This window comes from Polaromonas sp. P4_F9 (genome assembly GCF_056401235.1).
Genome location: NZ_JBFUJT010000027.1, coordinates 69828 through 84314 on the forward strand (window position 1 = coordinate 69828; position 14487 = coordinate 84314).

Here is a 14487-nt window from a genome sequence, read left to right on the forward strand (position 1 = left end):
TAGAAGGTCGATCGCAATGTTTTCCACCAAATTATCGGTTGTTCCCAATGCATCGCCGCTTGCTGCAGCCGTTTGCGCGCTGTCTTTTCTTCTAATTGCGGGATGCTCCACCACGCCAGAGCCGGATAAAACGGCCACATGGAGCCCTAACAAGATTTACGCCGAGGCCAAAGACGAAGCCAGCTCAGGAGCCTACGACAAGGCCATTCCCCTTTACGAGAAGCTGGAAGGCCGGGCGGCCGGTACCCCCTTGGCGCAGCAAGCCCAGATTGAAAAAGCCTATGCCCAGTACAAGGGCGGTGAGCAGGCGCAGGCGATTGCAACACTGGACCGGTTCATGAAACTGCACCCGGCCAGTCCCGCCCTGGATTACGCGCTGTACCTCAAAGGTCTGGTGAACTTTAACGACAATCTCGGCCTTTTCACGTTCATCTCGCGCCAGGATTTGTCAGAGCGCGATCAGAAAGCAGCCAAGGAATCATTTGAATCGTTCAGGGACCTGGTGAACCGTTTCCCGGACTCGCGCTACACGCCCGATGCACGCCTGCGCATGGCCTACATTGTGAATTCACTGGCGCAATCTGAAGTGCACGTGGCCAGGTACTACTATTCCCGTGGCGCCTACGTGGCCGCCATCAATCGGGCCCAGACCGCCATCGCGGATTACCGCGACGTTCCCGCGCTCGAGGAGGCCACTTATATCCTCTACAAATCCTACGATGCGCTGGGCATGGTTGAGCTGCGCGATGACATGCGACGCATCATGGAAAAGACTTATCCCCAGAGCCAGTACATGAGCAAGGGCTTCAAGTCGATAGACAACCCGTGGTACAAATTCTGGTAAGGGCCTCCAGCCTTTCCATTAATTCCTGCTCCGATGCCAGGCGCTGCATCGGCGGAAGCGCCCTCAGCAAACGCCGCCCGTAGCCCATGGAGGCCAGGCGGCCATCGCACACCACCAGGATGCCCTGGTCGGTTTCCCGCCTTATCAGTCGCCCCGCGCCCTGCTTGAGTGCCACGGCGGCTTCCGGCAGAAAGTAGTCATTGAAGGCACTGCGCCCCTGGGATTCGAGTAGTTTGGAGCGGGCTTCTGCCAGAGGATCGTTCGGCGGAGGAAAGGGCAGCTTGTCGATGATGACAAGCTGAAGTGCATCACCAGGGACGTCAATGCCCTCCCAGAACGACGCCGACGCCACCAGTACACAGCCCCGCCGTCCTTGGGTGTTGCCTTCCCGGAAGCGTTCTATCAGCACCCGCTTCGGCATGGCCCCCTGGACAAGCACTTCCATGTCGCCCGAATGCTCGAAAGCGAGTTGAAGCGCCTCCCCAATCGTCCGCAAAGCCCGCAGGGTGGTGGTCAGCACCATGGTGCGCCCGCCCAGCTGGCGCGCCCACACGGCTGCAGATTCCGCCACCTTCGCTGTATGGGACGGATCGCCCGGTTTGGGGAAATTTTGCGGAACATACACCGCCGCCTGCCGTTCATAGTCAAAAGGACTGCCAACCCTCAATACTTGCGCCTCGGTCAGCCCGCAGGGCTGGGTGAACCAGCTCAGCTTGTCATCATCGCCCAGCGTCGCCGAGGTAAATATCCAGGATTTCGCGCCCTCCCCGCCTGCCCCCAGCACCTTGCTCTTCACGGCCTTCGAAATATCCAGCGGCGACTCGACAAGCCGCAATTGCGTGCCCACATCGACCCATCGAACACAGCCGGGCTCGCAGGCCTGAACAAAGCTTTCAGCACGCGCAGCCAGCTCTGCGCCACGCTCATGCAGGCGGCCAAAGTCGGGGGCAATCTCGCCGACCCTATCCAGTGCGGCGCAGGCCTGCACGCAGGACGCATGAACCGCGGCCAGGGCCTCGTTCCAGCCGGAAGCGTCCAGCCCCTCAGGCGTTTCGGTCGTCCAGCGCAGCTTGGTCCCCGGGTACTGCTTGCCGGCGCACAGGCGCAGCTCGCGGGCGGCCTGCTCGGTGGCGCCTACAACCTGCTGCCAGTCCACAAGGCCCCGGGCGAGCTGCAGCCCGGCTGCCAGCATGTCGCGGGAAAAGTCCAGTAATTGACCCGTCGTGAGGTTTCGCCCCAGAAACTGCACGCCGGTCTCGTTTAACTGATGCGCTTCATCAAAGATTGCAATGCGCACGGACGGCAACAGCTCGGCCACACCCGACTCGCGGACAGCCAGATCGGCAAAAAACAGATGGTGGTTGATGACGACCACATCCGCCGCCATGGCCTCCCTGCGGGCAAGGTTCACATGGCAGGCACGAAAACGCGGACACTGCGCGCCCAGGCAGTTCTCCCGGGTTGACGTCACCAGCGGAATCACGGGCGAACGCTCATCCAGGCCCGGAAGCTCCGCCAGATCACCCGTTCGCGTAGCCTGCGACCATTCTTCAATTTTTGCCAGCGCGCGCATTGAAACGCCCTGGGGCAGATGAGCGTCCTGGCGAGCCATCTCCATGCGATGCAGGCACAAATAGCTCCCCCGTCCCTTGAGCAGCGCCGTACGAACCGGCAACCCAAGCGCCTCAACCAGCCGGGGCAAATCGCGGCCAAACAGCTGGTCCTGCAAGGCCTTGGTTGCCGTCGACAGCAGCACCCGTTCACCGCTCAGCAAAGCCGGAACCAGATAGGAAAATGTTTTACCCACACCGGTGCTGGCCTCCACCACGAGGGGATACGCGCCTTCAATCGCGCGGGCGACCGCCAGCGCCATTTCGGTCTGGCCGCTACGCGGCACGAAATGCTCGGCAGCGCGCGACAAAACGCCCTCTGGGGCGAAAGCCTCTTCCACTTCAAACAGGAGATTCATCAGGCGGGCTCGGGAGGGTCCAGGGAGGATTCGAGCTGCGAGATCTGGTCACGAAGCAGCAGGCGGCGTTTTTTCAGGCGCCTGAGCAAAAGCTCGTCAATGGGCAGGGTATGCACCGCCAGGTCAAGCAGGGCATCCAGGTCCGCATGCTCGATTTTGAGTTCGATCAGCTGCCGTTCCGGGGAATGTAAATTTATGTCCAAGGTTTTTTGTCCGTACGCGCTGCTTCATCTGATAATACGTCGATTGAGGCCATAAATCGAGTCTTGGCGACTTGAACAATCAAACGATGTCCAAAGGTTATCGAATCACCGCATCCACCGGAATCCATAAGGGCGACCGGGACTATCAGCAAGACCAGGTCAACCTGTATACCCACGCTCGTGTTCCGGGTTGCATGCTGGGCGTAGTGGCTGACGGCATGGGCGGACGAAGCGGCGGGCGCAAAGCCTCCGACCAGGTCATGCTGACTGCCAAGCAGCTTTTTGAGCGCTATGCACCGGACGTTGATGATGCGCCCTCCATGCTCAAGCAGATCATTGAGGAGGCTCATCTTGTCATCAAGCTGACGGCGCTCTCTGCCGAACAGGAGCCGCACAGCACGCTGGCAGCTTTTGTCATCAATCCTGGCGGAGACTGCCACTGGGCCCATACCGGTGACTCGCGGATTTACCACTACCACGGCAACAAGCTGATCCACAGAACAGTGGATCATTCATACGTTCAGACACTGGTCGACAAAGGTGAAATTACCGAAGAGGAGGCCAATGTCCATCCGCAATCCAACATATTGATGGGTTGCCTGGGAACAGAAGAATCACCTCCCATCACCCTGCACTTCATTCCGCAATTGCGCCCGGATGACGTGTTGCTTGCATGCAGCGATGGGGTATGGCACTACTTCAGCAACAGTGAAATCGGATCGGCTTTGTCCATGCTATCGCCACGCGAAGCGACCGAGTTCCTGATTCAGAAAGCCAGATCACGCGCCCGGGGCGGTGGCGACAACCTGTCGCTGGTGATCGTCAAGCTCGAACCGTTGGGCCAGTAAAAGGCTGCGTTACCTGGCGCGGCCCGGCGTGATGCGCAGGACCGCAGACCTTACTCAGGCAGGGGCAGGGATTTGGCAGGAGGCTTGGTCCGCTTGAGCTGGTCGCTTTCGTGCTGGGCCCGCCGCTCCCGGGCTTCCTTCTGACGTGCATCGAATTTTGCTGCCTCCTCGGCGGCAGCCGCCTGCTTGTCTGTACGGGCCTGTGTTTTTTGCTGCTTGTTTCCGAGTTTGTTCGCGCTGGCCTCGCTGCTGGCTTTTTCGCCAGCCTGGACAGTGGCCCGGTTTTGCTGTTTCTCTTTTTCCCGCGCCTGCCGTGACTGGTAGTCCTCCAAGGCCTTGGCGCGCCGGTCTGCGGCTTCCTGCTGCTTTTCAGGTGATGATTTTTCTTCAGTCTTCCGGATCTGCTCCGCGCCCTTGATCCTTCGCTCCTCATCATTGAGCAAAATCTCCTGCCGCCGAAGGTCCGCCATTGCCGCGCGCCGGCGAGTATTGACATCACGCAGACAGTTGTTGACGGCAAACTTCTTGTAGCACGCGGCATCTTCCGTCGAAAAACCCGCCTCCAGCCTGGTCCGCTCCGCGCTGATTCTTTCGCGTTCCGAATCAATGCTGCCAACCCGCGCCGGAACGGGCGCTTGCGCTTGCGCGAACGCAAACGTACTCAATGACGCAACCAGGAATACAACAAGCAATTTTTTCATGTGAGTGAGGTGTCGACGTCTCTTCTTTCCAGGGCCAGAAACTCCATGGATTGCATTTCGCCCAGTCGCGAGACAGTGCGGGGAAATTCATGCACCAAAGGCCCTTCGGTGTATAACGCCTCGGGCGCAACGGCGGCTGACATAATCAACTTGACGCGCCGGTCATACAGCACATCCACCAGCCAGGTAAAGCGCCGCGCCTCGGAGGCCATCCTCACAGGCATGTGGGGCACATCACTCAACAGCACCGTGTGGAACTGCGTGGCGATCTCCAGGTAATCGTTCTGCGAGCGGGGGCCGCCACAGAGGGTCTTGAAATCAAACCACACCACCCCTCCGGCCTTTCGCCGGGCGTGGATCTGCCTCGACTCAATGTGCAGCACCGGGCTTTCATCGTGTGATTCTGCCAGACGGTTAAAGGTTTCCGTCATCTCGGCATCTGCTTGGGGCCCCAGCGGCGTGTGATACAGCTTGGCCTGCTCCAGCGTACGCCGTCGGTAGTCTGTTCCGTTGTCGACACTGATCACCTCCAGTTTGGCTTTCAGCAGACCGATAGCGGGAAAAATGCGGTCGCGGTGCAGGCCGTGGGGATAGAGTTCGTCCGGATGGAAATTGGAGGTTGTCACGAATCCCACACCATTGTCGAACAGCGCCGCCAGCAGCCGATGAAGAATCATGGCATCGGTGATGTCCGATACATGGAACTCGTCAAAACAAATCAGGCGGTAGCGTTTGGCGATGCGCTTGCCCAACTCATCGAGCGGATTGACCGTGCCCTGCAAGTCCTGCAGCTCACGGTGCACCTCGCGCATGAACTCGTGAAAATGCAGGCGGATTTTGCGCCTCAGCGGCACCGCGCCATAAAAGCAGTCCATCAGGAAACTCTTGCCCCGACCGACTCCCCCGTACATATAAACACCGCGGGGAATATCGGGCCGGTTGATCAGCTTCTTGAAGGCGTTCGAGCGCTGCTCCTTGAACGCCGCCCATTCAGCCGCACAGCGCTCCAGGGCATCGATCGCACGCAACTGGGCCGGGTCACTCGTATAACCCCGCGTTGCGAGTTCAGCCTCGTAGGCCGAGCGCACCAGCTGTGTCACCGGTCTGGTACCCAGGCCGTCAGAAGTTCAGGGTACGCTTATCCACTGCCAGTGCCGCCTCTTTCGTGGCCTCGCTCAAGGATGGATGGGCATGGCAAATACGCGCAATGTCTTCGCTGCTGGCGCGAAACTCCATGGCGACCACACATTCGGCAATCAGTTCGCTGGCAAACGGCCCCACAATATGCACGCCCAGGATTTCATCCGTTGCGGCATCAGCCAGCATCTTGACCATGCCGGTGGTGTCGCCCAGGGCGCGCGCGCGGCCATTGGCCATGAAGGGGAAGGTACCTGCCTTGTATGCACGCCCGGCGGCCTTCAACTGCTCTTCGGTTTGGCCAACCCATGCGATTTCCGGGTTGGTGTAAATCACCCAGGGAATGGTATTGAAGTTGACGTGGCCGTGCTGGCCTGCAATGCGCTCTGCCACTGCAACGCCTTCCTCCTCGGCCTTGTGCGCCAGCATGGGGCCGCGCACCACGTCGCCGATGGCCCATACATTCGGCAAATTCGTCTTGCACTCATCATCCACCACGATGGCGCCGCGATCGTCGAGCTTCAGCCCAACCGTTTCAGGCGCCAGGCCGATGGTGTTGGCAACCCGGCCAATCGAGACGATCAGCTTGTCCACATCGATTTTCTGGGCCTGGCCCTTGGCATCCACATAGGCCACGGAGACACCGTTTTTACCCGACTTGACCTCGCCCACCTGGACGCCCAGTTCAATCTTGAGGCCTTGCTTGACGAAGGCCTTGTGCGCCTCTTTGGCGATCTGCTGGTCAACCGCACCCAGGAAGGTGGGAAGGCCTTCCAGAACCGTGACCTCAGCACCCAGACGGCGCCAGACGGAACCCATCTCGAGGCCGATCACGCCGGAACCGATCAGACCGAGCTTTTTGGGTACGGCACCGATGCGCAGCGCGCCGTCGTTCGACAAAATATTCTCTTCGTCAAAAGGCGCGCCAGGCAGCGCGCGGGCATTCGAACCCGTGGCCACAATGATGTGCTTGCCAGAAAGCGTTTCTTCCGCAGCGCCCGCGACCTTGATGTCGTAGAGACCGTCCTTGGCAGCGGCAAAGGAGGCGCGGCCATGGAAGAAGGTGACCTTGTTCTTCTTGAACAGGTAAACGATGCCGTCGTTGTTCTGCTTGACGACCGTGTCCTTGCGACCAACCATCTTGGCCAGATCCAGGCTCAGGCCCTTCACTTCAATGCCATGGTCGGCGAAGTGGTGGCCGGCCTGCTCGTAATGCTCGGACGATTGCAGCAGGGCCTTGGACGGAATGCAGCCTACGTTGGTACAGGTGCCACCGAGGGCAGGACCACCCTTGGCGTTTTTCCACTCGTCGATACAGGCGACGGTAAAACCCAGTTGGGCTGCGCGAATGGCAGCGACGTAGCCACCAGGACCGCCACCGATGACGATCACGTCAAATTGTTTGGACATGTTCTTTTTCCAGTAAATTGAAGGCAAGGCTGGCGGCAAGGCCGCGGCAGCCTGCCCTGACAGGTGTTAAATGTCGAACAGCAAGCGGGCCGGATCTTCCAGCGCTTCCTTCATGGCCACCAGGCCCAGCACGGCTTCGCGGCCGTCGATGATGCGGTGGTCGTAGCTCATGGCCAGATAGTTCATCGGGCGAACCACAATCTGGCCGTTTTCGACAACAGCCCTGTCTTTCGTGGCGTGCACGCCCAGAATGGCCGACTGCGGCGGATTGATGATGGGCGTGGACAGCATGGAGCCGAATACACCGCCATTGGAGATCGAGAACGTACCACCCGTCATCTCTTCAATGCCCAGCTTGCCGTCGCGCGCCTTGGCGCCGTATTCGGCAATCTTCTTCTCGATGTCGGCAAAGCTCATCTGGTCGGCATTGCGCAGGATCGGCACCACCAGGCCACGCGGCGAACCGACGGCAATACCGATATCGAAGTAGCCGTGGTAGACGATGTCATTGCCATCCACCGAGGCGTTCAACACCGGGTACTTCTTCAACGCATGGACTGCTGCCTTCACAAAGAAGCTCATGAAGCCAATCTTGACGCCGTGCTCCTTCTCGAATTTTTCCTGGAAACGCTTGCGCATTTCCATCACGGGAGCCATGTTCACTTCATTGAAGGTGGTCAGGATGGCGTTGGTGGACTGCGACTGCAACAGGCGCTCGGCAACACGCGCGCGCAGGCGGCTCATGGGCACGCGCTGCTCGGGACGTTCGCCCAGATCGGCGGATTTCACATTCGCCGCCACTTGAGGCAAAGAAGTGATTGGAGCTCCGGTAGGAATTGGGCTGGCAGCTACTGATTTAGTAGCACCCGCTGCCACTGCACCAAGAACATCACCTTTGGTGACGCGGCCGTCCTTGCCGGTCCCAGGCACAGAGCCGGCCGCCAGATTGCCATCGGCCATCAGTTTGGCAGCCGCCGGCATGGGCACACCAGCCATGGAGCCACCGGCTGCAGGAGCCGGCGCGGAAGCAGCGGCAGCTGCAGGCGCTGCTGCGGCGGCCGCAGCAGGTGCTGGCGCAGCCGCACCCGCGCCCGCCTTGCCCTCGGTATCAATTCTTGCGATCACCTGGTCCGACACCACGGTGCCGCCATCGGCCACAACCAGTTCGGTCAGCACGCCGGCAGAAGGCGCGGGCACTTCCAGCACGACCTTGTCGGTTTCGATTTCAATCAGGATTTCGTCGATGGCAATTGCCTCGCCGACTTTCTTTTTCCACTGCAGCATGGTGGCTTCTGCCACGGACTCGGACAGTTGGGGAACTTTGACTTCTACGATAGCCATTTTGATTCTTTCGAGTATGTTCTTGTGTTCTGCGGGTTCGCTATGACCCGGGTTCTTTACTTGGTCAGCACAAAGCCCTTGAGCTTGCCAAACGCGCCGTCGACCAGCGCTTTTTGCTGTTCCTGATGCAGGTACGAATACCCGGAGGCCGGCGAAGCCGAGGCAGCACGGCCCGAGTAGCCCAGCTTCTGGCCTTCGAACATGTTCTCGTGGATGTAATGCTGCACAAAGAACCAGGCGCCCTGGTTTTGCGGCTCGTCCTGGCACCACACAAGATCGGTGACATTCGGGTACTTTTTCAGCTCCGCCGCAAACGCCTTGTGCGGGAAGGGGTAGAGCTGCTCAACGCGCAAAATCACCACATCGTCAGCGCCCTTTTCTTCGCGCTTCTTGGCCAGGTCGTAGTACACCTTGCCCGAGCAGGCAATGATGCGCTTGACCTTGTCGGCTTTTTTGATGATCTCTTCCTTGTTCTCGGGAATGACCGTCTGGAAGCTGCCTTTGGTGAACTCGGACAGCGGTGACGTGGCATCCTTGTTGCGCAGCAGCGACTTGGGCGTCATGATCACCAGCGGCTTGCGCAGGTTGCGCACCATCTGGCGGCGCAACACGTGGAAGATCTGGCTGGCGGTCGTCGGCTGAACCACCTGCATGTTGGTGTCGGCAGACAGCTGCATGAAGCGCTCCAGGCGTGCCGAGCTGTGCTCGGGCCCCTGGCCTTCGTAGCCATGCGGCAGCATCAAGGTGATACCGTTGACGCGGCCCCACTTCACCTCACCGGAGGCGATAAACTGGTCAATCACGACCTGTGCGCCATTGGCAAAGTCGCCGAACTGCGCTTCCCAGATCACCAGCGTGTTGGGATCGTTGGAAGCATAGCCGTACTCAAAAGCCAGCACGGCTTCCTCCGACAGGATGGAGTCGATCACCACAAACGGGGCCTGGTTCTCGGCCACGTTCTGCAGCGGCACGTAGGTGCCGGTATCCCATTTTTCACGGCTCTGGTCGTGAATAACGGCATGACGGTGGGTGAAAGTGCCACGGCCGCTGTCTTCGCCCGACAGACGTATCGGGTAACCGCTGGCCACCAGCGAGGCAAACGCCATGTGCTCGCCCATGCCCCAGTCCACAGGGATATCGCCCCGGCCCATGGCCGCGCGGTCGTCATACACCTTCTTGACAAGCTGGTGCGGCGTCACGCTGGAGGGGATGGCGGTAATCCTGTCGGCCAGGCGTTTCCACTCGGCCATGGGAATGGCGGTGTCGCCCGCGTCAGTCCACTTCTTGCCCAGGTAAGGGGCCCAGTCGACTGCGTACTTGCTCTTGAAATTGGTCAGCACAGGGTCAAACGTGCTCTTGCCCGCGTCCAGCGCGGCGCGCGTGGCCTTGACCATATCGTCGCCCAGCGTCTCGCCCATACCCTGTGCAGACAGCTTGTCGGCATACAAACGGCGCGTGCCAGGATGCTGTGCAATCTTCTTGTACATCAGCGGCTGGGTCAATGCAGGCGTGTCCTGCTCGTTGTGGCCCAGCTTGCGAAAGCAGATGATGTCGAGGACGACGTCTTTCTGGAATTCCATGCGGAACTCCAGCGCCAGCTGGGTAGCCAGCACTACGGCCTCCGGGTCATCACCATTGACGTGCAGCACCGGTGCTTCAATCATCTTGACTACATCGGAGCAGTACAGCGTGGAGCGGCTGTCACGCGGATCGCTGGTGGTAAAGCCGATCTGGTTGTTGATCACGATGTGAACCGTGCCGCCCGTGAAATAACCGCGGGTTTCGGCCAGCGCCAGCGTTTCCATGACAACGCCCTGCCCTGCAAAAGCGGCGTCGCCATGCACCAGCACTGGCAACACCTGCAGGCCTTTCGGATCAGCACGGCGGTCCATGCGGGCGCGCACCGAACCTTCCACCACGGGATTCACGATTTCGAGGTGCGAGGGATTGAATGCCAGGCTCAGGTGCACCGGGCCACCGGGGGTGGTCACGTCGGAGCTGAAGCCCTGGTGGTATTTCACGTCGCCGCTGGGCAGATCTTCAGGGGCGGTATGGTCAAACTCGGCAAACAGGTCAGCCGGCACTTTGCCCAGCGAGTTGACCAGCACGTTCAGGCGGCCACGGTGGGCCATGCCGATGACGATTTCCTGCACACCCTTGATGCCGCCCTGCTGGATCAGTTCATCCATGCTGGCAATGAAACTTTCGCCGCCTTCCAGCGAGAAACGCTTTTGGCCGACGTATTTGGTATGCAAAAAGCGCTCAAGGCCCTCAGCTGCGGTGAGCCGGTCAAGGATGTGGAGCTTTTTTTCCTTGCTGAGATTGGGTTTGCTGCGAATGGCTTCGAGCTTTTGTTGCCACCAGCGCTTCTGGTTCTGGTCTGTGGCGTACATGTATTCGGCGCCAATCGTGCCGCAATAGGTCTCGCGCAGCGCGTTGATCAGCTCGCGCAAGCTCATGGTGTCTTTGCCGAAGAAGGTGTTGCTGGTGTTGAACACCGTTTCCTGATCGGCATCGGTGAAGCCGTAGAAGGACGGCTCCAGCTCGGGAATCTTGTCTCGCTCGGCGCGCTTCAAGGGGTCGAGGTTGGCCCAACGGGCGCCGACGTTGCGGTAAGCGGCAATCAGTTGCTGGGTGGCCGTGCGCTTGCGCCCCATTTCGGAGTCGGCCCCGCTGGCCTCCCCGACTTTGACCTGGCCCTGCTTGGCGCGTTCGGCAAAGGCGTTAACGACCGGCAAGTGCGGCACATCCTTGGCGTTGCTGCCGTCGACTGCGGGGACGTGTTGAAGTGCGTCGAAATATTCGCGCCAGTTGTCAGGCACGCTGCCCGGATTGGCGAGGTAGTTTTCGTACATCTCCTCGACATAAGGCGCATTGCCGCCGAAAAGATAGGTGTTGCCTTGATAGGCAGAATAGACAGATGCAGGTGTCTGCGAGCTGGAACTCATATCCGCTGACCTCCGTTTCCCTTAAGGAAACATTAGCTGGTTAAAGCTGGTTGATTAACCTTCCGCAACACGGCTGGACCGATTAGCGGATGCGACTGTGGCAGGAAGGGCCTTCAGAAACAGGCTAGATTGTGCCACCGAACTGCGGCGGCACCAAACCCGCGCCGTTTCTTTACCTAACGCGACGTTTTTTGAGGCGGATTTTGCGCGGGTGTCGCCGTTGTTTTAACGCGTCAGCGCGACTGCATCCCAAGGGGAGCCCCTGGCCGGAGCCCCGTTACAACCCCACCTGACCAAGCCCAGGGTTACCCGCAACGCCGAGCAGGTCGGGCGTGTTGGGCTTGACGGGCTCGATCACCTTTTGGGCCTTGAGATAGTGCTCGACCACCTCCCAGACGGGCGGCCCGGCATGTTTGCTGGCCTCGGCAACCGGCGCCCAACCCGCGACCTTGTAGGTTTTGCCGGCCTCGATCGGCTGGCCTTTCAGGCGCATGTTCTGGATGCGGGACCCCATCCTGGCCCCCGGCTCGCAGGTGTAGGTCAGCCCGCCCACCCGCACCATGTCACCGCCCTGCTGGTAATAAGGGTCGGGGTTGAACAGGTTGTCGCCCACGTCTTCCAGAATGGTTTTGATCGTTTCGCCGCGCATGTCTGTCAGGGTGGTCCACGGATAGGTGATCGCAGTCTGGTCCATCAGATGCTCACGCGTGATGGCCTGGCCGGGCAGCAACGAGGTTCCCCAGCGAAATCCGGGGGAAAAGGCGATTTCCGCCCCGCGCACGTCCATCAGGGCGTCAAGGATGAGCTGGTCAAAGGTGCCGTTGAAATTGCCACGGCGGTACAGCGTGCCTTCGGTCACGGCCAGTTTTTCCGACAACCGGGCCTCGTAAGGCGCCCGCACCCTCGAAATCAGCGCACTCATGGCGGAATCGGCCGGCAGCAGATTCGAAAATACCGGCAGCAGGCGGTAGCTGAAACCCCGCACTTGCTTGTCCTTCACGTCCAGATCCAGCACCCCCAGAAACTTGCCATTGCTGCCGGCATTGGTCACGATGGTCTGGCCGCCCGGGTTCTTGACAATGACGGGCACCGGCACGCCGTCGTGGGTATGCCCGCCCAGAATGGCGTCGATACCAGTGACGCGCGAGGCCATTTTCAGGTCCACGTCCATGCCGTTGTGGCTGAGCAGCACCACCGCCTGCGCGCCCTTGGCGCGTGCCTCGTTGACAGTTTCCTGCATCTCGCTTTCGCGGATGCCAAAAGTCCAGTTTGGCGTTTGCCAGCCGGGGTTGGCAATCGGTGTGTACGGAAAGGCCTGGCCCACGATGGCGACCGCCACGCCGTTCATCTCCCTGATCACATAGGGCTTGAACACCGGGTCGCCAAAGTCGCTGGTCTTGATGTTTTGCGCGATGAAGTCAACCCTGCCGGCAAAGTCCTGCTCGACGATTTTCTTGATGCGTTCCTCGCCATAAGTAAAGTCCCAGTGGCCGGTCATGATGTCCACGCCCAACAGCTTCGCGGCGTCCACCATGTCCTGGCCCTGCGTCCAGAGTGCCGTGGCGCTGCCCTGCCAGGTATCGCCACCATCCAGCAGCACGGCGCCGGGGCGGTCCGCCTTGAGCTGCCTGACCAGCGTGGCCAGGTGGGCAAAACCACCCACCTTGCCGTACTGGCGGGCGGACCGCTCAAAATTCAGGTAAGTGAAGGCATGCGCCTCGGGTGTGCCTGACTTGAGGCTGGCCGCTTTCAGCAGTTGCTCGCCCACCAGATGGGGTACCTGCCCGCGCATGGCCCCCACGCCCAGGTTGACGGAAGGCTCGCGGAAATAACTGGGCAGCAACTGGGCGTGGCAATCCGTCATGTGCAACAGGTGCACATTGCCGGAGCGCGGCAGGTTGTATAGATCACCGGCCTGGGCGGCGCTGGCCTCGCGTTGCAACGGAAAACCGGCGGCCAGCGCGGCGGCCATGACACTTGCAAATTCGCGGCGGGATAGATTCATGGCGTCAGGCATCCTGCCCGGAGCGTCGGGCACAGGTTGAAATTACTATCGATTTAATAGCTGGCTGCGCCCGCAGTTACCGGGCAGACAGCCTTAATGCCATGTGTTATTTGTTGACCGGCGATTGCGGATCCAGCAGCAGCGCCATCACGTCGCGAATCTGCTGCTCGCCCAGGATGGCCCCATGGCCAAACCGGGGCATGTCGGAACAGGCGTTGTAGGCCTTGGCGTTCCAGAGTTTGCCCCAGGTGTACTCAACGATGGGCTTACTGGCGGCGGCCGCCGGATCGCTCACGCCGCGCAGCTTGCCGTAGTTGTAGAGGCTCGGGCCGATCGAGCCAAATGAGAGTTCCGCCTTGCTGATCTGGTGGCAGTTGTAGCAGCTGCCGCCATTGGCTTCACCGGGCTTGTCGCTCCAGGTCAGGCCGCGCCCGTTTTGGGCAATTTTTTCGCCCTCGCTCCAGTTGCCGATAAATTTTCCGTCCGAGGGAAACTTCACCGTCTGCAGGTTGGCCTCTTCAATGGCTTTGGCCAGCTTTTCGTCGAGTGGTTTCCCGGCGGCGTCAGAACAGGCCTGGTTGGAGGCATCGAGCTTCAGCCGATCCAGCCTGGCAATACCCTGCTCGCGGAACGAGCCCTTCAGCACCTGCGCGGTGGCCTCATCCACCTCCTGCGACGTGGGCGCCATTGCGCAGCCGGCCAGCAGCATGGCAAAAGCGGTGCCGATTGCCAGCAAGACCAGCAAGGCCGGCTTTTTGTGTGTCTTGGTCATGTCTATCCTTCCGCCCGGTTTTTAACGCTTCAGCGCAGGAGCGGTGGAGGCACCGCCCTTGCTGTTCACACCCATGTACACGCCCAGCGCAATGGTCGCGTCGGAGGCGTAGCCCGGGAACGGAAAACGCTGCTGCCGATAGCAGTCATTCAGGCGGCGCTGCATGCTCCACAAATCACCGCTGGAAACACGGTAAGCCGGCCACGCCCCAAAACCCGTGCTGGCACCGGGCTCCCTGGTCAGGTTGGGCAGGTCCTGCAAACGCACACGCTTGTTGTCCTCCCCATGGCAGGACGCGCAAGAGAAGTC

At 60.3% G+C, this 14487-nt stretch carries 11 protein-coding genes and 1 pseudogene; 2 read left to right on the forward strand and 10 right to left on the reverse strand.

The window, feature by feature from the left end; all coding sequences use genetic code 11:
• Positions 1 to 16 precede the first annotated feature (16 nt).
• Entirely contained in the window at positions 17 to 844 is an 828-nt protein-coding gene (locus tag AC1DUB_RS21030; protein ID WP_477718105.1) for an outer membrane protein assembly factor BamD, read from the forward strand.
• Here AC1DUB_RS21030 and AC1DUB_RS21035 read toward each other — a convergent pair.
• Positions 807 to 2813: an ATP-dependent DNA helicase gene (locus AC1DUB_RS21035; protein ID WP_477731128.1), complete on the reverse strand. Its 2007-nt coding sequence runs from the start codon at positions 2811 to 2813 to the stop codon at positions 807 to 809. The two genes, AC1DUB_RS21030 and AC1DUB_RS21035, sit on opposite strands and share 38 nt — an antisense overlap.
• Complete coding sequence (locus AC1DUB_RS21040) at positions 2813 to 3016, reverse strand: DUF465 domain-containing protein (protein WP_477718216.1); 204 nt, start codon at positions 3014 to 3016, stop codon at positions 2813 to 2815. Before AC1DUB_RS21040 ends, AC1DUB_RS21035 begins: the two co-directional genes overlap by 1 nt.
• An 86-nt stretch (positions 3017 to 3102) precedes the next feature.
• Here AC1DUB_RS21040 and AC1DUB_RS21045 point away from each other — a divergent pair, with 86 nt between their 5' ends.
• Positions 3103 to 3864, forward strand: coding sequence for a PP2C family protein-serine/threonine phosphatase (locus tag AC1DUB_RS21045; RefSeq protein WP_477718215.1), 762 nt, complete (start codon positions 3103 to 3105; stop codon positions 3862 to 3864).
• Positions 3865 to 3914: 50 nt separating this feature from the next.
• On the opposite strand, the gene AC1DUB_RS21050 is transcribed toward AC1DUB_RS21045, so the two are convergent.
• The 8 genes and pseudogenes from AC1DUB_RS21050 to AC1DUB_RS21085 all read right to left on the reverse strand — a co-directional run.
• The gene (locus AC1DUB_RS21050) at positions 3915 to 4565 is read right to left on the reverse strand and encodes a hypothetical protein (protein ID WP_477731129.1); all 651 of its coding nucleotides are present in this window, start codon (positions 4563 to 4565) and stop codon (positions 3915 to 3917) included.
• Positions 4562 to 5665, reverse strand: a complete 1104-nt coding sequence (gene zapE, locus AC1DUB_RS21055) for a cell division protein ZapE (protein WP_477718102.1) — start codon at positions 5663 to 5665, stop codon at positions 4562 to 4564. The genes AC1DUB_RS21050 and zapE overlap by 4 nt, the downstream gene beginning before the upstream one ends.
• A gap of 19 nt (positions 5666 to 5684) precedes the next feature.
• Complete coding sequence (lpdA, locus tag AC1DUB_RS21060; RefSeq protein ID WP_477731130.1) at positions 5685 to 7112, reverse strand: dihydrolipoyl dehydrogenase; 1428 nt, start codon at positions 7110 to 7112, stop codon at positions 5685 to 5687.
• 66 nt (positions 7113 to 7178) lie between these two features.
• Positions 7179 to 8453, reverse strand: coding sequence for a 2-oxoglutarate dehydrogenase complex dihydrolipoyllysine-residue succinyltransferase (gene odhB, locus AC1DUB_RS21065; RefSeq protein WP_477731131.1), 1275 nt, complete (start codon positions 8451 to 8453; stop codon positions 7179 to 7181).
• Positions 8454 to 8509: 56 nt separating this feature from the next.
• Positions 8510 to 11401, reverse strand: a complete 2892-nt coding sequence (locus AC1DUB_RS21070; RefSeq protein WP_477731132.1) for a 2-oxoglutarate dehydrogenase E1 component — start codon at positions 11399 to 11401, stop codon at positions 8510 to 8512.
• 277 nt (positions 11402 to 11678) lie between these two features.
• Positions 11679 to 13406, reverse strand: coding sequence for a thiosulfohydrolase SoxB (gene soxB / locus AC1DUB_RS21075; protein WP_477731133.1), 1728 nt, complete (start codon positions 13404 to 13406; stop codon positions 11679 to 11681).
• Between the two features lie 106 nt (positions 13407 to 13512).
• Entirely contained in the window at positions 13513 to 14178 is a 666-nt protein-coding gene (gene soxX / locus AC1DUB_RS21080; protein WP_477731134.1) for a sulfur oxidation c-type cytochrome SoxX, read from the reverse strand.
• A 21-nt stretch (positions 14179 to 14199) separates the two neighbouring features.
• Positions 14200 to 14487: pseudogene (locus tag AC1DUB_RS21085) on the reverse strand (sulfur oxidation c-type cytochrome SoxA); the annotation flags it as partial.